This window comes from Mesorhizobium sp. M0292, from assembly GCF_040321695.1.
Taxonomy (GTDB): Bacteria; Pseudomonadota; Alphaproteobacteria; order Rhizobiales; family Rhizobiaceae; genus Mesorhizobium.
In genome coordinates this window covers 290,611-309,239 of record NZ_JAMYSB010000001.1, presented here as the reverse complement: position 1 = coordinate 309,239, position 18,629 = coordinate 290,611, and the positions used below count along the sequence as shown (strand labels likewise).

General features: G+C 62.7%; 16 protein-coding genes and 1 pseudogene. 6 read left to right on the top strand and 11 right to left on the bottom strand.

Annotation, left to right across the window (positions count from 1 at the left end; all coding sequences use genetic code 11):
• Window positions 1–41: 41 nt before the first annotated feature.
• The 6 genes from sufD to NKI96_RS01510 form a co-directional block, all read right to left on the bottom strand.
• Window positions 42–1,310, bottom strand: a complete 1,269-nt coding sequence (gene sufD, locus NKI96_RS01535; protein WP_352802646.1) for a Fe-S cluster assembly protein SufD — start codon at window positions 1,308–1,310, stop codon at window positions 42–44.
• Between the two features lie 40 nt (window positions 1,311–1,350).
• Window positions 1,351–2,106, bottom strand: a complete 756-nt coding sequence (gene sufC, locus NKI96_RS01530) for a Fe-S cluster assembly ATPase SufC (protein ID WP_352802644.1) — start codon at window positions 2,104–2,106, stop codon at window positions 1,351–1,353.
• Complete coding sequence (locus NKI96_RS01525) at window positions 2,099–2,386, bottom strand: hypothetical protein (protein ID WP_352802641.1); 288 nt, start codon at window positions 2,384–2,386, stop codon at window positions 2,099–2,101. The genes sufC and NKI96_RS01525 overlap by 8 nt, the downstream gene beginning before the upstream one ends.
• 4 nt (window positions 2,387–2,390) lie before the next feature.
• Window positions 2,391–2,552: a hypothetical protein gene (locus NKI96_RS01520; RefSeq protein ID WP_352802638.1), complete on the bottom strand. Its 162-nt coding sequence runs from the start codon at window positions 2,550–2,552 to the stop codon at window positions 2,391–2,393.
• A 308-nt stretch (window positions 2,553–2,860) separates the two neighbouring features.
• On the bottom strand, window positions 2,861–4,378 hold the full coding sequence (gene sufB, locus NKI96_RS01515) for a Fe-S cluster assembly protein SufB (protein ID WP_023706434.1): 1,518 nt from the start codon (window positions 4,376–4,378) through the stop codon (window positions 2,861–2,863).
• A gap of 187 nt (window positions 4,379–4,565) precedes the next feature.
• The gene (locus NKI96_RS01510; protein ID WP_352802635.1) at window positions 4,566–5,729 is read right to left on the bottom strand and encodes a cysteine desulfurase family protein; all 1,164 of its coding nucleotides are present in this window, start codon (window positions 5,727–5,729) and stop codon (window positions 4,566–4,568) included.
• 256 nt (window positions 5,730–5,985) lie between these two features.
• On the opposite strand from NKI96_RS01510, the gene NKI96_RS01505 reads away from it, so the two are divergent.
• Window positions 5,986–6,660 (top strand): alpha/beta hydrolase, encoded by a 675-nt coding sequence (locus NKI96_RS01505; protein WP_023669128.1) that lies wholly within the window; start codon window positions 5,986–5,988, stop codon window positions 6,658–6,660.
• A 213-nt stretch (window positions 6,661–6,873) separates the two neighbouring features.
• Window positions 6,874–7,521 carry an FMN-binding negative transcriptional regulator gene (locus tag NKI96_RS01500; RefSeq protein WP_352802632.1) on the top strand — a complete coding sequence of 216 codons (648 nt, stop codon included), beginning with the start codon at window positions 6,874–6,876 and terminating at the stop codon, window positions 7,519–7,521.
• 30 nt (window positions 7,522–7,551) lie between these two features.
• Here NKI96_RS01500 and NKI96_RS01495 read toward each other — a convergent pair whose 3' ends face one another.
• From NKI96_RS01495 to NKI96_RS01480, 4 genes are read right to left on the bottom strand one after another with little or no spacing between them, the layout of a single operon-like run.
• Complete coding sequence (locus tag NKI96_RS01495; RefSeq protein ID WP_352802629.1) at window positions 7,552–8,457, bottom strand: phosphatase PAP2 family protein; 906 nt, start codon at window positions 8,455–8,457, stop codon at window positions 7,552–7,554.
• A 30-nt stretch (window positions 8,458–8,487) separates the two neighbouring features.
• Window positions 8,488–10,131: an ArnT family glycosyltransferase gene (locus NKI96_RS01490; RefSeq protein WP_023697552.1), complete on the bottom strand. Its 1,644-nt coding sequence runs from the start codon at window positions 10,129–10,131 to the stop codon at window positions 8,488–8,490.
• Window positions 10,132–10,189: 58 nt separating this feature from the next.
• Complete coding sequence (locus NKI96_RS01485; protein ID WP_023669132.1) at window positions 10,190–10,522, bottom strand: lipid-A-disaccharide synthase N-terminal domain-containing protein; 333 nt, start codon at window positions 10,520–10,522, stop codon at window positions 10,190–10,192.
• Complete coding sequence (locus NKI96_RS01480; protein WP_023694104.1) at window positions 10,515–11,249, bottom strand: glycosyltransferase family 2 protein; 735 nt, start codon at window positions 11,247–11,249, stop codon at window positions 10,515–10,517. The genes NKI96_RS01485 and NKI96_RS01480 overlap by 8 nt, the downstream gene beginning before the upstream one ends.
• A 254-nt stretch (window positions 11,250–11,503) precedes the next feature.
• On the opposite strand from NKI96_RS01480, the gene tyrS reads away from it, so the two are divergent.
• Window positions 11,504–12,757 (top strand): tyrosine--tRNA ligase, encoded by a 1,254-nt coding sequence (tyrS, locus tag NKI96_RS01475; RefSeq protein WP_352802626.1) that lies wholly within the window; start codon window positions 11,504–11,506, stop codon window positions 12,755–12,757.
• Between the two features lie 17 nt (window positions 12,758–12,774).
• Here the strand turns inward: tyrS and NKI96_RS01470 are convergent, their stop codons facing one another.
• A complete protein-coding gene (locus NKI96_RS01470; RefSeq protein ID WP_352802624.1) occupies window positions 12,775–16,161 on the bottom strand; it encodes a hypothetical protein in 3,387 nt (1,128 codons plus the stop codon).
• A 184-nt stretch (window positions 16,162–16,345) separates the two neighbouring features.
• On the opposite strand from NKI96_RS01470, the gene NKI96_RS01465 reads away from it, so the two are divergent.
• The 3 genes and pseudogenes from NKI96_RS01465 to NKI96_RS01455 form a co-directional block, all read left to right on the top strand.
• Window positions 16,346–16,813, top strand: coding sequence for a peroxiredoxin (locus NKI96_RS01465; protein ID WP_023706427.1), 468 nt, complete (start codon window positions 16,346–16,348; stop codon window positions 16,811–16,813).
• 164 nt (window positions 16,814–16,977) lie between these two features.
• Entirely contained in the window at window positions 16,978–18,255 is a 1,278-nt protein-coding gene (locus tag NKI96_RS01460) for a M23 family metallopeptidase (RefSeq protein WP_352802621.1), read from the top strand.
• 93 nt (window positions 18,256–18,348) lie between these two features.
• Window positions 18,349–18,606: pseudogene (locus NKI96_RS01455) on the top strand (ABC transporter permease); the annotation flags it as partial.
• Window positions 18,607–18,629 lie beyond the last annotated feature (23 nt).

Genomic DNA, 18,629 nt, shown 5'->3' with positions numbered 1-18,629 from the left:
CCGTCCTTCGGACCCCACAAGGGGAGAAGGGAAAGAGGCGCTTACCCGTGCGCCACGAACCAGTCGTCCAGCCTTGTTTCCAGGGCCTCGACGATGGTTTCGTCGTCCAGTTCCTCGATTACTTCGGCCACGAACGCCTTCACCAGCAAGCCGCGGGCGCTCTTCTCGTCGATGCCGCGCGCCATCAGGTAGAACAGATGGTTGTGGTCGATCTCGGTAACGGTCGCGCCATGGCCGCAGATGACGTCGTCGGCGAAGATCTCCAGCTCAGGCTTGGTCGAGAACTCGCCATCGTCCGACAAAAGCAGCGTGTTGCAGGCCATCTTGGCGTTGGTTTTTTGCGCGTATTGGTGGACGTTGATGCGGCCCTGGAAGACGCCGCGCGCCTTGCCGGTCACGACATTGCGGATCACTTCCGTCGACGTCGTATGCGGCACGGCATGGTCGAGCACCATGGTCACGTCGGTGTGGGTGTCGCCGGCGAGCAGGTTGATGCCGCGCAATTTGAAATCGGCGCCTTCGCCCGTGGTCTTCACCACGATCTCCTGGCGCACAAGCTTGCCGCCGGCATTCATGAAGAACAGCGTCAGCTTCGAATTCTTGCCGAGATGCGCCTTGAACTGCGCCAGATGGGTGGCCGTTTCCGGCTGTTCCTGGATGATCAGCCAGGTCACCTCGGCGCCTTCGTCCAGCACCATCTGGCTCACGGAGCTGGCCAGAGCCGCGCCCTCGCCCGCCTGACGCTCGACGATCGCAGCCTTGGCGCCGGCGCCGACACGCACGGGAAAGCGCACATGGGTCTGTCCGCCGGCTTGCACGTTCTGCAATTCGATCGGCTTTTCCAGTGCTGCGCCATCGGCGATGTCGACGAAATAGCCGTCGGCGACGAAAGCAGTGTTCAGCGCGCCAATGGCGTCATCGCTGCCATAGGGGTCGAGGCCGGGCGCAATCGAGCCATCGGTCAGCTTTTCCGACAGGCGCTGGACGGTCACGCCTTCGATGGCAGGGAATTTCGCACTCGAGACGCCGTTCAGAACCGCCAGCACGGCGGAACCTTCGACGATGGGAGCCAGCCCCTTGGCGGCGGCCGTCGGATCGAACGCCGGCACCGCGGTCAACAGCCGGCGCAGGTCAGTGTAATGCCAGGATTCGATGCGCCGCGTCGGCAGGCCGTGCTTGATCGCCTCGATGGCGTCGTCGCGCTTCAGCATCACCGCACCGTCGCCCGGCAGCAGCGACAGCCGCTCGCCGAAAGCGTCGATCAGCGCCGTTTCGGCCTGGGTGCGCTGGGGTGTCGAATGCATGTTCATAAGCTTGGCCCTGTCTTTTGGTACAAAATGACCTGGCATCTCACGCGGCTTCGCCGATCACGCCGGCATAGCCATTGGCTTCGAGATCGAGCGCCAGCGACTTGTCGCCGGACTTGATCACCTGGCCCTTGTAAAGCACATGCACGCTATCCGGCACGATGTGCTCGAGCAGGCGCTGGTAGTGGGTGATGACGATGATGGCACGGTCGGGCGAACGCAGCGCGTTGACGCCGTCCGAGACGATCTTCAGCGCATCGATGTCTAGGCCTGAATCGGTCTCGTCGAGCACGCAGAGCTTTGGCTCCAGCAGCTTCATCTGCAGGATCTCGGCCCGCTTCTTCTCGCCGCCGGAAAAGCCGACATTGAGCGGCCGCTTCAGCATCGCCATGTCCATCGAGAGCGAGGCTGCCGCCTCTTTCACCCGCTTCAAAAATTCCGGAATTTTTAGCGGCTCCTCGCCGCGCGCCTTGCGCTGCTCGTTCATCGCCACCTTCAGGAATTCCATGGTCGCGACACCAGGTATCTCCATCGGATACTGGAAGGCGAGGAAGATGCCTGCCGTGGCGCGCTCGGCCGGATCCATTTCGAGGATCGACTGGCCGTTATAGAGGATGTCGCCTTCGGTGACCTCATAGTCCTCACGGCCGGCGAGGATGTAGGACAGCGTCGATTTGCCCGAGCCGTTCGGGCCCATGATGGCGGCGACCTCGCCGTCTTTCACCGTCAGGTTCAGGCCGCGGATGATCTCGGTGCCATCATCGACGATGCGGGCATGCAGGTTCTTGATCTCAAGCATTGTTCTTTTCTCTGAAATAATCGTCGTAGGTGACTGTGTAATCGGTGTGCCGGCGCTGCAGGGTTTTGAACCGCCAGAAGGACAGGCCGAACCCTACCGCGAAAACCGCAAGGCCGACCAGCGGATGGACGAACGCCGCCAAAACGGCGCCTACCAGTGCCGAGGCCACTGCGGCCGCGGCGTATTTCATCGTGGCGATGTTGCCCTCGCGACGAACCGCCCACAGCCGCCGCCAGCGAACCGCAAACCAGATCTCGTCGCGAGGCAGCGTCATGGTCATCTCTTCAGCCATCAACCAAGTGGCGCAGAAACGGCAGTATAATTGCCGAGACCAGCCCGGTCACGGCGCCCGCCGCCATCCGGCGCGGCGTCGACTGGATAGAGGGCGCGATAGCGCAGAGCGCGCCGCACACCAAAGCGTAAAAAACGATCGGAACCGTATCCATCACTTCAACTTCCTTTCAAACGTTCAGTTGCAATCCTGTGCCTTGTGCACGGCCCTGAACGCTTGGCGGGTCGCTATCCTTCCAGTGTCCATCGCATTGCCTATCCGAGCGCCTACGCCCGGTTTTCTACATCTGCGTCACGGCTTGCCAAAATCCTCGCCAAAAGCCATCCGGCGAGTAGGCCGCGCCGAGCAGCACTATCCCTATCGCGCAAAACCAGAATGCAAGGCCCAGGCCCGCTTCCCAGTTATCCACTCGTTCCCGCAGATAGACATGTTTTTCCACGGATTCGCGTTTGCGCGCCCTTGTCACCCCACGCTACCCTCAAGGCTGATGCCGATCAGCTTCTGCGCTTCGACCGCGAACTCCATCGGCAGCTGCTGGATGACATCCTTGACGAAGCCGTTGACGATCAGCGCGATCGCCTCCTCCTCGGGGATGCCGCGCTGCATGACGTAGAATTTCTGGTCCTCGGAAATCTTCGACGTCGTCGCCTCATGCTCGAACTGCGCCGTCGAGTTCTTGGCTTCCATGTAGGGCACGGTGTGCGCGCCGCACTGGTCGCCGATCAGGAGACTATCGCAATTGGTGAAGTTGCGGGCGTTGGTCGCCTTGCGGTGCGCCGAGACCTGGCCGCGATAGGTGTTCTGCGAGAAGCCGGCGGCGATGCCCTTGGAGATGATGCGGCTCGACGTGTTCTTGCCGAGATGGATCATCTTGGTGCCGCTGTCGACCTGCTGGTAGCCGTTCGACACGGCGATCGAATAGAACTCGCCGGAGGAATCATCGCCGCGCAGGATGCAGCTGGGATATTTCCAGGTGATCGCCGAACCGGTCTCGACCTGCGTCCACGAGATCTTCGAACGGTGGCCGCGGCAGTCGCCGCGCTTGGTGACGAAATTGTAGATGCCGCCCTTGCCCTCGGCATCGCCGGGGTACCAGTTCTGCACCGTCGAATATTTGATCTCGGCATCGTCGAGCGCCACCAGTTCGACGACGGCGGCATGCAGCTGGTTCTCGTCGCGCTGCGGCGCCGTGCAGCCTTCGAGATAGGAGACGTAAGCCCCCTCCTCGGCGATGATCAGCGTGCGCTCGAACTGGCCGGTGTTCTTCTCGTTCATGCGGAAATAGGTCGACAGCTCCATCGGGCAGCGCACGCCCTTGGGCACGAAGACGAACGAGCCGTCGGTGAAGACAGCCGAATTCAGCGTGGCGTAGAAATTGTCGGATGTCGGCACGACCGAGCCGAGATATTTCTGCACCAGCTCCGGATGCTCGCGGATGGCTTCCGAGATCGAGCAGAAGATGACGCCGGCCTGCGCCAGTTCCTTCTTGAACGTGGTGACGACGGAAACGGAATCAAACACCGCGTCGACGGCGACACGGCCCGATTTGTAGACGTTGTCGCTGGGCTCCTCGAGATCGGAGACGTCGGTTTTCTGCACGCCGGCGAGGATTTCTTGTTCCCGCAGCGGAATGCCGAGCTTCTCGTAGACCTTCAACAGCTCGGGATCGACGTCGCTCAGCGAGGTCGGGCCGGGCGTGCTCTTGGGCGCTGCGTAGTAATAGAGGTCCTGAAAATCGATCTTCGGATAATGGACGCGCGCCCAGGTCGGCTCTTCCAGCGTCAGCCAGCGCCGATAGGCTTCCAGACGCCATTCCAGCATCCAGGACGGTTCATCCTTCTTGGCCGAGATGAAGCGAATAATGTCTTCGCTCAGGCCCTTGGGGGCCTTGTCCATCGCGATCTCTGTCTGGAATCCGTATTTGTACTGGTCGACGTCGATCTTTCGGACCCGATCGATCGTGTCCTGCACAGCAGGCATAAGCGTTCTCCATCCACGCCGGGGTCAAGGCCCGACAGTTTTCAAACTATGGCATCGCCGAGGGCTGCCCATGAGGCGCCGAAGGCGGCGTAAGTTTCATATAGTGCGTCTCGGCCGGGAATTCACCCGGCCACTTGCAAACGCACGGCTCTACCAGGCCGCGAGGCCTGAATTCTTTGTCGCCGCCTCAGGCGGCTTGTTCCCTGCCCGCCCGGCGCTGGGCAATACCGGCCAGCGCAGCACGGAACAGTTCGATATCCCCGGCACTCGTTGCGTGGCCGATGGACACGCGCAAAGCGCCCAGGCTGTCGCCGTGACCCATGGCTTTCAGCACATGGCTCGGCCCGACCTTGCCCGACGAACAGGCCGATCCCGCCGACAGCGCAACGCCGGCCAGATCGAAAGCGATCTGCGCCGTCTCGGCCTTGATGCCGGGAATAGCGAAGAATGTCGTATTGGCAAGCCTTGGCGCGCCGGTTCCGAAGATTTCTGCGTCCGGCACCAGTGTTTTGATGATGGTTTCGACCTCGCCGCGCCGGTGCGCGAGCGTATCGACATGGTTCAGTCCAGCCAAAGCCTGCCGCGCCGCGGCGCCAAAGCCGGCGATGGCCGCCAGGTTTTCGGTGCCGCCGCGATGGCCCTTTTCCTGGCCGCCGCCATTGATCAGCGGCTTCGGCATCATCAGATCGGCTGCCGCAACGACGGCGCCGACACCCTTGGGGCCGCCGATCTTGTGCGAAGACAGAATCAAATAGTCAGCGTAAGCCGCTGACATATCGATGGGACCACGGCCCGCAGCCTGCACCGCGTCGACCACCAGAATGCCGCCCGCCGCCTTGACGATTGCAGCGATTGCCTCGATCGGCTGGATGACGCCGGTCTCGTTGTTGGCGGCATGGATCGCGACCAACGGCAGGCCTTCGGCCTTGTCATGCGCGGCCAGAGCGGCTGTCAGCTGAGCGAGGTCGGCAATGCCATCGGCGTCGACGCCGATCCGCGAAACCTGTGTTGCCGGGAAGCGGCCGCCGTTCAACAGGCAAGGGTGGTCGGCCTCGCACACATAGAGCCGGCTCATGCGCACCGTGCCACGGCCCATCCGCCAATCCGGCGTCAGCAGCGTCGATGCGGCTTCCGTCGCGCCCGAGGTGAAGACGACATGCTCGGCCTTGGCGCCGACAAGTGCTGCCACATCGCGCCGGGCAGTGTCGATCAGGCGCCGCGCCGCGCGCCCCTCGGCATGCACCGACGACGGATTGGCGACGAGATCGAGCGCGGCAATCATCGCCTCGCGCGCCTCGGTAATGAGCGGCGCGCTGGCATTGTAGTCGAGATAGGCGCGTGCTGCGGCCATTTTCACCCAATCGATCCCGTCAAGACCCTTTCCGCAAGGATAGCGCGTTATTTCCTTGAAATTGCAAGGCAAGACGTCCTATTTACGCGGCTTGCGGCGAGGATGGCCGGGCCGTCACGGCTGGCTATCCAGTTTTGAACAATTCTAAACTAGCTTCTAAGAAGACGCTTGCCCTGCGTCAAGGCCCGGAAGGGCTGGGGCTAGAGTAAAGAGTTGTTCCGGGCGCCGCGCATTCGTATGCCATTTGGAGTAGTTCATGCCTGAGGTCATTTTCACCGGTCCGGCCGGCCGCCTGGAGGGCCGCTACCAGCCTTCCAAGGAGAAGAGCGCGCCGATTGCCATCGTGTTGCATCCGCATCCGCAATTCGGCGGCACGATGAACAACAAGATCGTCTATGACCTCTTCTACATGTTCCAGAAGCGCGATTTCACCACGCTTCGCTTCAACTTCCGCGGCATCGGCCGCAGCCAGGGCGAATTCGACCACGGCACCGGCGAATTGTCGGATGCCGCCGCAGCGCTCGACTGGGTGCAGTCGCTGCATCCGGATTCCAAGAGCTGCTGGGTGGCCGGTTATTCCTTCGGCTCCTGGATCGGCATGCAGCTTCTGATGCGCCGGCCCGAGATCGAGGGCTTCATCTCGATCGCGCCGCAGCCCAACACCTATGATTTCTCGTTCCTGGCGCCCTGCCCGTCATCGGGTCTGATCATCCATGGCGATGCCGACAAGGTGGCGCCGCCCAAGGATGTGCAGGGCCTGGTCGACAAGCTGCACACGCAAAAGGGCATCACCATCACGCAGAAGACCTTGCCCGGCGCCAACCACTTCTTCGCCAACGACGCCGATCTGCTGCTCGAGGAATGCGCCGACTATCTCGACCGGCGGCTGGCCGGCGAATTGTCCGATCCGCGGCCGAAGCGGCTGCGCTAAGAGCAATTCCAGGAAAAGTGTAAACGGGTTTTCCGTCCGGAATTGCGTCAAAACAAAAACTCCCGGTCCGATGCCGTGCACAGTCGTGCCCATGACGGGCGCGACAATGCCATTTCGGCTGATCCAAACGGTGAAGCCCGCCTGACATGTGGCGCGGCTTGGCTGAACGGTGCACAATACCGGTTTAGCCAGCCGAAGAAGGCATGACCGATCATGTACCAGCCTCCCCATTTCCAGGAAACGCGGCAGGACGTCCTGCACGGGCTGATCCGGGAGCATCCGCTGGGGTTGCTGATCTCCAACGGTGCCGATGGCCCTGTCGCCAACGCCATTCCCTTCCTGCTTGATGCCGAGGTTGGGCCGAATGGCCGGCTGCGCGCCCATCTGGCCAGGGCCAACCCGCAATGGCGCCTGCTCGCCGACAATCCGACATCGCCGGTGCTGGTCGTCTTCCAAGGCGCCGACGCCTATGTGACGCCGTCCTGGTACGAGACCAAGCGCGAGACCGGCAAGGTCGTGCCGACCTGGAACTACGCCATTGTCCAGGTGCGAGGAACGGTAAGAGTGACCGAGGATTCCGCCTGGATCGCACAGCAGATCACCGAGCTGACGCTGTCACAGGAAGGCGCCCGCGAGGCACCCTGGGCGGTGACCGATGCGCCGCCGACCTTCATCCAGTCGCAGATCAAGGGCATCATCGGGCTCGAGATCGAGATCGCCGAAATCAGCGGCAAGTGGAAAGTCAGCCAGAACCGGCCTGTCGCCGACCGCGTCGGTGTCGCCGAAGGGCTGGAGAAGGAAGCCGCCGGCGCGCCTGACATGGCTCGGCTGGTGCGGAGTTGGGGCGGCATCGACAGCTAGCTGGGGTGGTCTTAGATAGTTCCAAAGGCGTCAGCAATTCAGTTGCTTGCCGGCGCCGCTCCAATGCCGAAATTCGTCTGTCTCGGCGCATCGTTTTTGGTTTGGTTTGCGAGCCCGACGGAATAGGCTGAACGTAGTTTTTGCCACCGGCAACCCCGACGCCGTGTAGCGGAAGATACATCCCAGCCGGCCAAGCACCATCGCGCAGACGATCGCAACAGCACAGCCAAGGCCGAATCCGGCGACAGTGTCGCTCGGATAGTGCGCGCCGATAAAGATCCGGGTCGATGCGACCGACAAGGTTGCTGCCAGCAGCACCCATCTGCGCTGGGGCAACAACAGCAGTGCAATGCCGAAAATGACGCCCATGGTCGTGGCATGGCCGGACGGGAAGCTGGCAAAGCGCGCCTCCAAGGAAAAAGGATGCAGCGACAGATCGCCGAGCTTGTCGAAATTCATCGGCCTGGCTCTGCCCACGCCATATTTCAGCACGTTGACGACCATGGCCGAGAGTGCGATCGAACCCAGCACCATGAAAGCAAAGCAGGTCCAGTTGTAGAAGGTCATCCGCGCCCGCCGGGAAAGGCTGCGCCAATCCGTCAGATTCGCGGCAATCAGCACCAGTACCGACGGGACAAGATACCAGCCGCCAAGGCCGAAGAAGGTAAAAAACTCGGCGATGCGAAAGACATTGGTCGAGCCTGAAGCCCACTCCCTCGCCATGGTCCCTGCAAGATGGTCGAAACGGAGCGACACCGCGATCGTCAGCAAAAGCCAGGCCACCACCCAGACCGACCACAGGATTTTCGGGTAGCGCGCCGGGCGCGTCGCCAGGCGATGCCGTACAATCCCGAAAGTATCGCGGAAATTATCGACAGACTGCCGGAGCATGGCAGGCATAGCGGCACGCGCCGGTGATGGCGACTTCATCAACATGCGGAGCTCGGCGCGATCATTGAAGAGGTATCAGTTCGCCACACGGTACAGGCCGAGCGACAATTTATCACCTGACGAATAGTTGATGCCGTCGATCTCGGCGACGCGGCTGGCCTTCTTGCCTTGCCCTGCCAGAAGGTCATCCAGCCGTTTTTGATCGCCGACCGGCGCCAGGCCCAGCGCGCAGGCCGGATCGCCAAGCAGATGTTGCGCAACCCCGTCGACATCGGTCAGTACCGTCTTTGTGCCCACCAGAAATACCAGGCTCGGTTCGTGATATTGCGCGGAGGCGAGCACGCTCATCTCACAGGGACGATCGGCGCGAACCGCCGCCTCGATTTCCCGGCTCATCCAAATCGGTTTCAGTGACGGCACGATGACACCGAACAGCAGGGCGTAGGTTATACCGGCGCAAACCGCAGCCCCGCCGATGCGGACCAGCGGCACCAGCGTCTGGCGCGAAACAGCGAGGTAGCCGGCGCCCAATGCTGCCGCGGCGGCCGGAACGCTCCACCATAAAAATGTCTTCATGAGATAGATCGGCGCACCGACGCAAAGCACGGCGAGACCGACTGTCACCAGAACGGTGCCGAATGCGGTCGCCCACCACAGCCATGTCTGCCAGCGCCTGAGCGGCGCATTTGCCTCTTGCGGTGTCAGCGTCAAAAGCCAGCCGATGAGCAGGGCCATGCCGGGATAGGCCGGCAGCACATAATGCGGCAGTTTCGTCGGGATCAATTCGAAGACGAGCCAGAACGGAACGTACCAGGCGAGGCAGAAACGCAGGCGCGGATCGTCGCGCAATCGGTTGAGCGCCTGCAGCCCGGCGCCGAGCGCCACAAGGCCGAACGGCCACATGAACAGGCAATAGGTCAGCACGTAGAAGCCCGGCGGAACGCCGTGCGACTCCTCGCCTTGCGCGACCTTGCCGAGCATATCCTTGCCGACGGCCTGCTGCAGGAAGGCGCCGTTGCTCTTCCAGGTGATGAGGGCGAGCCAAGGCAGCACGATCAACAGCACCAGAATCAGCCCACGCCCGGCTTTCAGCCTCGCCAGCCAGCGCCAGTCGCGCTCGAAAGCAACCAGCGTGAGCACCGTCAGCGCCGACAGCAGCGGTGCAATCGGCCCCTTGATGAGGATAGCTGCGCCCTGCGCAGCCCAGAAAATCCACGGCAGATGGCCGGCGACAGGCTCGTTGCGGCGCGATGCCAGATAAATCTGCGCCAGCGCGCCTTGCGCCAGAACGCAGCAGGCAAGCAGCATCGCGTCGGTCTTGGCGTCGCGGCCTTCGAAGGCGGTGGCGAAAATCGCCGCCATGACCAGGCCGGCGGCAAGACCGGCATTGGCGCCGAACAGATTGGCCCCGGTCCAGGCGATTGCGACGACGGCGATGGCGATGCCCAGCGCCGAGATCAGCCGGTAGATCCAGATCGGCGCCTGTGCCCCCTCGCCGCTCAGCGTCACCGCCGCCGATTGCAGCCAGTAGATGCCGATCGGCTTTTGGTAGCGCGACGCGTCCTGGAAGCGGATGTCGACATAGTCGCCGGTCTCCGTCATCTGCTTGGTCGCCTGGACGAAGCGCGGCTCGTCGCGGTCGAGCGGCGGCAAAGAGGCCAGTCCCGACGCCGTCATCATCAGGCTGAACAGGAAGAGAAAGATGTAGTTCCTGCTCATTTCGACACCGGACAGACTGGTCAACACCGGACAGACTGGATTTGGCGGGACTGGTGGCTCAGTCGACCTTGGTCATCGCCGCCTTGCGCTCATTGGCGATGAGCCATAAATTTCTGACATAGATCACCATGCCCATGGCCTGGCCGGCGATGAACACCGGATCCTCACGCTGGATGGCGTAGACCAGCAGCAGCCCGCCGCCGAACAGCGAGAAGAACCAGAAAGCGATCGGCACGACGCTGCGCTTGGCCTTTTCCGAAGCGATCCACTGCACCAGGAAGCGCATGGTGAAGAAGAACTGGGCAACGAAGCCGAGCAGAACCCAGGCGTCGAACTGCTTGACAAAAACCTGGTGCAGCCAGGTCGCCAATTCCTGAAACACGTTAGCCATGCGTGATTTCCTCTACCTTTGGCATTCTGCGGCGCCGGCGCCGAAGCCACCAGACGCCGGCGAGATCGAGCGCGCCCTGCAGGCCGCGATCGAAGATGCCGTAATTCGACTTGCCGTGGCGGCGGGAGCGGTCGACGACGTCGCAATGGACGACGCGGTAGCCTTCCTGGATGACAAGCGCCGGAACGAAACGATGCGTACCGTCGAAAAACGGCAGTTTGCGCAAGATATCGGTGTGGATCGCCTTCAAGCCGCAGCCGGTGTCGCGGGTGTCGTCATGCAGGATCGCGCCGCGCAGCCAGTTGGCGAAACGCGATGCCAATTGCTTGATCTTGCTGTCGCGGCGCTTCAAGCGCTGCCCCTGCGCGGCGCCGAAATCGGGCCCTGCCCGACGCAGCGCATCGACCAGCACGGGGATATATTGCGGGTCGTTCTGGCCGTCGCCGTCGATGGTGGCGATTATCGAGCCGCGCGCCGCCCAGGCGCCCGAGCGCACCGAAAGCGACTGGCCGGCGGATTTTTCGTGCCGAAGCTGCCGAAGCGGAAACGGACGTGTGGCGGCTTCAGCGGCAAGCACCGAAGCGGTGTCGTCAGTCGAACCGTCATTGACAACGATGATTTCGAAGTCGCGCCCGGTCATCGCCGCCTCGATCTCGTCGATCAGCAGCGGCAGGTTCGCCGCCTCGTTGCGGCAGGGAATGACGATGGATATCAATGCGTCCGGCATATCGCGTCGGGCTCTGTCACAAGATATGGCATTCGGTGGATGCCGTGCGGTGCCGTTCCAGCGGATCGAACCCGTTGGCGCGGCGCCTCATTACGCCAGCCGACAGGATGAAGCAAGCATGCGCGGCAGTGCAGAATAGGCTGTCCATGCCGGCGCAAAATCGGAAACCACTTTTGCTTGACGCGCTTGGATGCTAAACGCCCGCGTTCAGGCCATGCCGGTCCGTTCGGACCCGGCGCTTTCAGGAAGAAACAATGCCCGCCTTCAAGTCCGATTTCCTGCGCGTCATGAGCGAGCGCGGCTTCATCCACCAGATTTCGGATGAGGCCGGGCTGGATCAACTTTTCGCGAAGGAAACCGTGACCGCCTATGTCGGCTACGACGCCACGGCGACCAGCCTGCACATCGGCAATCTGATATCGGCGACCATGCTCTACTGGATGCAGGAGACCGGCCACCGGCCGATCGCACTGATGGGCGGCGGCACCTCGATGATCGGCGACCCTTCCTTCCGTGACGACCAGCGCAGCCTTTTGACGCCCGAGGCGATCGCCACCAACATCGAAGGCATCAAGCGAATTTTTGGCCGCATCCTGCGCTTCGGCGACACTGGCAATGACGCCATCATGGTCAACAATGCCGACTGGCTGATGAAGCTCAACTATGTCGAGTTCCTGCGCGATGTCGGCCGCCACTTTTCGGTCAACCGGATGCTGACCTTCGACAGCGTCAGGCTGCGGCTCGAGCGCGAACAGTCGCTGTCCTTCCTCGAATTCAACTACATGATTCTGCAAGGCTATGATTTCGTCGAGCTCAGCCGCCGCCACGACTGCCGGCTGCAGATGGGCGGTTCGGACCAGTGGGGCAACATCATCAACGGCGTCGATCTCGGCCACCGCATGGGCACGCCGCAGCTTTATGCGCTGACCACGCCGCTGCTGACGACATCGTCGGGCGCCAAGATGGGCAAATCGGCCAAGGGCGCGGTGTGGCTGAACGGCGACCTCTTCTCGCCCTATGATTTCTGGCAGTACTGGCGCAACACCGAGGATGCCGACGTCGAGCGCTTCCTGAAGATCTTCACCCGGCTGCCGCTGTCGGAGATCGCGCGGCTGGCCGCCCTTGGCGGCTCGGAGATCAACGAGGCCAAGAAGGTGCTGGCCACCGAAACCACGGCCATCGTGCACGGCCGCGAGGCGGCGCTCGCGGCCGAGGAAACTGCGCGCAAGACATTCGAGGAAGGCGTGACGGCCGAAACGCTGCCGACCGTGGAAGTGGACGACGCCGCGCTGGAAGCCGGCATCGGCATCCTGTCGCTGCTGGTCAGCGCGGGCCTTGCCGGGTCAAACGGCGAGGCAAGGCGTCACATACAGGGTGGCGCCGTGCGCCTCAACGACCAGCCGGTGGCGGACGACCGGCGGATGGTGACGCCTCAGGATTTGAGTCCGGAAAACGTCGCAAAGCTTTCAGTGGGCAAGAAAAAACACGTTCTGGTGCGGCCGGTCTGACCCGTCTTCTGGGATCCTCAGCGATATTCGAAGATCGAGCGGAAAATGCCCGGCGCGATTACCGATAGCGGGTTGATGTCCAGCACCGGCTTGTTGGCGTTGCCCTTAAGCCGGTAGGTGACGCCGATCAGCCCGCGGTCGCGGCCATTGCCGAGCAGCGCGCCGACCAGCGGCAGTTCGCCAAAGATGCGGTTGAGGCCATAGGCCGGCATGAAGGTTCCGGTCATGTCCATATTGTTGTTCTGGTCGTAGAGCGTGCCTTGGAAGGTGGTGCCGATGCGCGGGCCGCGCAGCACGCCATTCGCCAATTTCAAATAGCCCGACCCCTTGTCGATCTCGGTAAAGCCGCGCTCGAATTTTACGCGCGAAGTGTCGATCTTGCCCTTGACCGCTTCGTTCAAGCTGCGGCTATCGCCGGTTGGCGTGGTCGAGACGATGGAGGCGAGCTTGGGTTCATTGACGATGAAGAAGTTGCTCGAATCGACCTGTCCCCGCATCGGGCCGTCGGCTGTGCCGCTCAGCGCCAGCGTGATCGATCCGCCTTCCATGTGCTCGTAGATGTTGAGGAAGCGCAATATGGCGCCTGCGTCGGCCGACTTCATGGTGAGCGCGCGAGCACCATTGCCTGCCGTATTGCTGATCGTGATGGCGGCGCCGGAACTTGCCGCGGCGCTGACCTTGAGCCTGTTCACCCTGGAGCCGGCGGCACTGTAGTCGAGCTTCAAATTGGACAGGACCTCGTCATGGAACCCGGTTAGCGAATTGACGTCGGCGCTGACCGAAACCGCGTCCGTGCCGGTGGTTTTGGTGGCGGTATCGACATCGGAGGTGAACTGCTTGATCAGCGAGCGGGCATCGAGCGCGTTGCCGCTGACATCGACTGCGAAGCCCTTGCCCGACCGCTTCACCGTCACGGCGACATCGTCGCCCCGGTTCAAGGCGACTTTGCTGAAGCGGGCCGAAGACAGCGCGCCCTTGACCAGGACGACATCGCCTTCGACCGAAAAGCTCTTTCCGTCGAGGTCGAAGTCGGACAGCGTCGTGGTATCGCCGGACTTGCTCATGGTAAAAGTGGCATTGGCGGGAATGCCCGGCCCCTTGCTCCAGCCTGCCCAGGGAATGTCCAGCCTGGCGCTCGTCAGGTCAACGTCGACGTTCTGGCTGCCGCCTTCGCCGCTCTTGTCGATTGCCACCTTGATGGTGCCGGAAATCAGCGGCGACAGGCCAGGCATGGCGATAGCGCGCGTCTTGTCGTCGAGCACAAGCGCCACCTTGCGGCTGCGCGGCGGCCCGCCATCCCTGAGCGGCTCAACCAGATCGAGCTCGGCTGGAATGCCGTTCAGCCGCGCCTTGGCAGAGATCACCGCCTTGCCGGGCCCGACTTCGATCGAGCCGTCGGCATCGGTCACCATCTGGCCTTCGAACGGCTTGGCGAGCGACAGGTCCTTGTAGTCGAGCGATACCAGCCAATCGAGCTTCGACGTGTCGACGCCGGATTGCAACGGAATGTCGGCCTTGACGTGGCCGGTCACCGTGCCCGACAGGTCGTCCGGCAAGATGCCGACATGGCGCATGGCGTTGATCGGTTCGTAGGAGGCAAGTTCGGCGATGGCCGGCGCCTCGCCGGCGACGTCGATGTCGAGCGCGCCGATCACCGGCGGGTGGTTTGCCGCCTTTACCGACAGTGTGCCATTGCTTGCCGCCACGGTGCGGCCGCTCGGCATATAGACGCTGCCCGACGACAGCGCGACGTCGACATCGTTGCCGTGGAAGGAAACGACGCCGACGGCATCGCGTATCGGCGGGATGCGGCCGGCGGTGTCGAAACGCGAGCCCTCGACCTGGAACCGGCCGAACACCTCGTCGGCCGAAAGCGGCACGCCGTTGCCGAGACGCCCCGGCACGACCTGGAACTGCAGGCTGGCATCGACGACGCGGCCGCCAAACAGGTTCTGCAGCACCCACAGCCGCGCGTTCTTGGCCGAGAACCAGGGCCACAATTGCTTGACGTGCGAGACCGCCATGTCGTGGACGTTGAGCGACACCGAGATACCCGGCGGTCCGTTGTCGATGAAGGAAACCGCAGCGGTTCCCAGCACTTCGCTCCCCGACCCCGACCTGATGCCGATCTGGTCGGCGACAAGCTTGCGGCTCTTGATCTGATAGACGCCGGCGATGCGGGCGAAGAAATTCAGCGCCGGCTCGGGCGATTCCGAAGGCGCCAGCGTCGAGCCGTCGCTGGTCAGGTCGTAACGATAGGAAGGCTCCTCGCCGGCCGCGCCGGTCGACGGCTTTGGCCCGATCGAGCCGGCGAAATTGAACGCCGAGCGCCCGGTCTTTAGAACCAGCCTGCCGACATCGATCTTGTTGGAGCCGGAGACAAGGGCGGCGTCGACATCGACATCGGCCGGCAACAGCCCGCGTGTGCCGAGGTCGAGCACCGAGCCGGTTAGCGACAGCGAGCCCGTCAGCCGCGAATCGGTCTCGCCCGAGCCTTCGGATCCCGTGAGCTTCAAAGCCATCGCGCCGGTTCGCCCGCCGGCCGCCGGCGTTGTCTCCGCGACATCCGCCATGTCGATGGCGGCGTTCAAGGCGGTAACGCGCATCGAGCTCGTATCGCGGGTGGCGGTGGCCGTGACGGTGAGCGCGCGGCCATCGACATCCGCCTCGGACGAGAACTCCATGCTGCCGGGGCCTGACTGCAGCACCGTGGCGTTGGCGATCGTGACCAGCTTGACCGATCCGGCCTCGGGCAGCTCGAACGCGACATTTCTAAGATCGATGCGGCGCATCGAATCCTCGCGCACGGCATCGAGTGCACGATTGACGTCACTGAAGACGACGGCGGCCAGTTTTTCCGGATCGATGAGACCGTCTTGATTGCGCAGGCGCGCTATCCAGTCACCACCCGACGGCATTGCCGCGGTGACGATATGGGCGTCGGAAATCCTGGCGCTGGTCAGCCGAACCTCGCCCGAAAGCAGCGGGACCAGCCGGATGCCGAAGCGGACGCGCCCGGCATCGGCCATCGGCTTGCCGTCGGCCGTCTCGACGCTGACATCCTTGACCTGCAGCGCAATGAAGCTCGATCCGTCAAGTGTCAGGCTGGCAGGACCGACGGCGACTTTGACGTCGAAACCGGCCAGTTTCTCGATCGCCGTTTCGGCTTCCAACCGCAGCCGTTCGTTGCCGATGCCGGTGGCGCCGATGACGTAGACGGCGGCCGCTGCCAGCAGCACAAGGGCTCCAATGCCGGCAAACAGCCGGGCAAGGATGCGAAAGCCGCGGCCGATCCGTGCCTTGCCGAGCGGCGGCACGCGGCAAGCGGACGGGAAAGCCCCCAGGTCGGTGATCTCGTCACGCCTGAACCGGATTTTCTCGTGCTGCGGTTCTTCCTGATCCACGCAATTTTCCGTTGTGCGAATTCGATCGTGGACGAATCCCCGCCCGACACTATAACGACGCAGGCTAGAGCATGATGCCGAAAAGTGTGAGGCGGTTTTCTCGGACAAACGGTTTCCGTTTGTCCAGGCATCATGCTCTATCTCTTTGATTTAGGGCCGCGTAACCTCAAACAAGGGCATCGATATGGCTGATCTCGACGTTGGCGACGTTGCGCCGCAATTCGATCTTCCGCGCGACGGCGGCGGCTCGATCAGCCTTGCCTCGATGCGGGGGAAGCCCGTTGTACTTTATTTCTATCCGCAGGACGACACCACAAGTTGTACCAATGAGGCGATCAGCTTTTCGCAGCTGAAGCCGGAGTTCGAAAAGGCCGGCGCCGTGGTGATCGGCCTGTCGCCGGACAGCGTGAAGAAGCACGACAAGTTCAAAACCAAATACGATCTCACCGTCGACTTGGTTGCCGACGAGGAGCGCAAGGTGATCGAGGCCTACAATCTGTGGGTCGAGAAGACGATGTATGGCCGCAACTATATGGGCGTCGAGCGGGCGACGTTCCTGATCGGCAAGGACGGGCGGATCGCCGGGATCTGGCGCAAGGTCCGGGTGAAAGGCCATGCCGAAGCAGTGCTGGAGGCGGTCCGCGCGCTCTGAGGCGCCACCGATCTGGCCAACGCCGCGCAGTGCATTAGAGGCATAAGACATATATGCGGTTGGCTGACACCGTTGGTCACTAGCGCGCCCGCGACGGCAAAACTTTGTTAACCCTAATAATGTGTAATCGGGCTTCGTCGGTGTCGTAACGAAAGCTTGGTCCCGTGAACCTAACCGGTCAGTCAGCGGTCTTCGGCAGGCGCAAGGAGCCGCATACGGTCATCATTGCGCGGGGCAATGAAATACGGCATTTCACCATCCGGCCGTGGCTCGTCGCCTTTCTCGGCTCGGCACTGGCGGCGATCGCCATCGGCTATCTCTTGGCGACCTCCTATCTCGTACTGCGCGACGATCTGATCGGCGCCACCACGGCCCGGCAGGCGCGCATGCAGCAGGCCTATGAAGATCGCATTTCCGCATTGCGCGCGCAGGTCGACCGCATCACCAGCCGCCAGCTTCTCGACCAAAAACTGATGGAAACCAAGGTCAGCGAATTGATCGAGCGGCAGAGCCAACTCAGTCAGCGCCATGGCCGCCTCGGCCCGATTCTCGAGCGGGCGGAAAACGAGGTCGGCACGCCGGCCGCCGCGGATGTGGCGGCAAAACCCGACGAACATGCCGAACTGACTGGCGGCGAGCCACTCGCCTATTCGGTCGCCAGCCTTGGTTCGGGCGACACCAGGCCATTCTCGCTGTGGTCGACACGTTCCGATCCGCTGCCCAGCGAAACGGCTGCGGACCGCGCCGACAAATTGTTCGTCTCGATCAATGATTCACTGAAGGCTATCGAGAGCCAGCAACTCACCCGCATCGAAACCCTGGCCGACAACGCCTACAAGAACGCCGATGCCATCACCCAGGCGCTGGAAGCGGCCGGTCTGCCGGTCGACAGTGATTTCGGCAAAAACGAAAGCGACGTCGGCGGACCGCTGATCCCGCTTGACAGCTCGATGATGTTCGACAGCAAGGTCAAGGAACTGGACGAGGCGCTGGATACGCTCGACCAGTTGAAGAAAGAGGCGCGGCGGCTGCCGCTCGCCAACCCGGCGCCGGGCCACTCCGTCACCAGCCCGTTCGGCGTGCGCACTGACCCCATCCTCGGCACCGCTGCCCTGCACTCGGGCATGGATTTCCGCGCGCCGGTCGGCATGGCAGCCAAGGTCACGGCGGCCGGAATCGTTACCAGGGCCGGCTGGAACGGCGGCTATGGCCGCATGGTCGAGGTCGATCACGGCAACGGCTTTGCCACGCGCTACGGCCATCTGAGCGAGATCGACGTTGCCGTCGGCCAAAAACTCGCAGCCGGCGACATCATTGGCAAAACCGGCAGCAGCGGCCGTTCGACCGGCCCGCACCTGCACTACGAAGTCCGCCACAATGGCGAGGCCATCGACCCGCTGCGCTTCCTGACCGTCGGCAAGAAGGTCGAGCAGTATCTGTAGGGTCAAGCCAGGCGGCTGGTTGCACGCCCCCGCCTCCTTCACCCGTTGTACCATCCTGTTGTTTGGCAATCCGACATCGCGTGCTCCGGCGTCACGTTCTGGAGCCTGCGGCTGCCGCGCGCTTTGCCGATGCCGTTCTCATCGCTGAGGATTGCCTCGGCCACCGCCGTGATCGGCGCCATTGTCGGCGAATGGATCGGCTCCGACCAAGGACTTGGCGCGCTGATCATCCAGGCGTCCTTCAACTACCAGTCGGACCGCCTCTACGCGGCGATCGTGCTGTCATCGGGCCTGTCGATCGTCCTGTTTTGTCTTGTGGTGCTGATCGAGCGCCGGACGATCCAATATTGAGCAGATGCGTCAGGCGGGTCGCG

Excerpts from the sequence above, each read along its gene's own strand:
- sufD (WP_352802646.1), bottom strand. The coding sequence starts at position 1,310 with ATGAACATGCATTCGACACCCCAGCGCACCCAGGCCGAAACGGCGCTG.
- NKI96_RS01485 (WP_023669132.1), bottom strand. The coding sequence starts at position 10,522 with ATGGCTAACGTGTTTCAGGAATTGGCGACCTGGCTGCACCAGGTTTTT.
- NKI96_RS01500 (WP_352802632.1), top strand. The coding sequence starts at position 6,874 with ATGTACCAGCCTCCCCATTTCCAGGAAACGCGGCAGGACGTCCTGCAC.
- NKI96_RS01510 (WP_352802635.1), bottom strand. The coding sequence starts at position 5,729 with ATGGCCGCAGCACGCGCCTATCTCGACTACAATGCCAGCGCGCCGCTC.
- NKI96_RS01495 (WP_352802629.1), bottom strand. The coding sequence starts at position 8,457 with ATGTTGATGAAGTCGCCATCACCGGCGCGTGCCGCTATGCCTGCCATG.
- NKI96_RS01505 (WP_023669128.1), top strand. The coding sequence starts at position 5,986 with ATGCCTGAGGTCATTTTCACCGGTCCGGCCGGCCGCCTGGAGGGCCGC.
- NKI96_RS01520 (WP_352802638.1), bottom strand. The coding sequence starts at position 2,552 with ATGGATACGGTTCCGATCGTTTTTTACGCTTTGGTGTGCGGCGCGCTC.
- tyrS (WP_352802626.1), top strand. The coding sequence starts at position 11,504 with ATGCCCGCCTTCAAGTCCGATTTCCTGCGCGTCATGAGCGAGCGCGGC.
- NKI96_RS01480 (WP_023694104.1), bottom strand. The coding sequence starts at position 11,249 with ATGCCGGACGCATTGATATCCATCGTCATTCCCTGCCGCAACGAGGCG.
- sufB (WP_023706434.1), bottom strand. The coding sequence starts at position 4,378 with ATGCCTGCTGTGCAGGACACGATCGATCGGGTCCGAAAGATCGACGTC.
- NKI96_RS01490 (WP_023697552.1), bottom strand. The coding sequence starts at position 10,131 with ATGAGCAGGAACTACATCTTTCTCTTCCTGTTCAGCCTGATGATGACG.
- NKI96_RS01525 (WP_352802641.1), bottom strand. The coding sequence starts at position 2,386 with ATGACCATGACGCTGCCTCGCGACGAGATCTGGTTTGCGGTTCGCTGG.
- NKI96_RS01465 (WP_023706427.1), top strand. The coding sequence starts at position 16,346 with ATGGCTGATCTCGACGTTGGCGACGTTGCGCCGCAATTCGATCTTCCG.
- sufC (WP_352802644.1), bottom strand. The coding sequence starts at position 2,106 with ATGCTTGAGATCAAGAACCTGCATGCCCGCATCGTCGATGATGGCACC.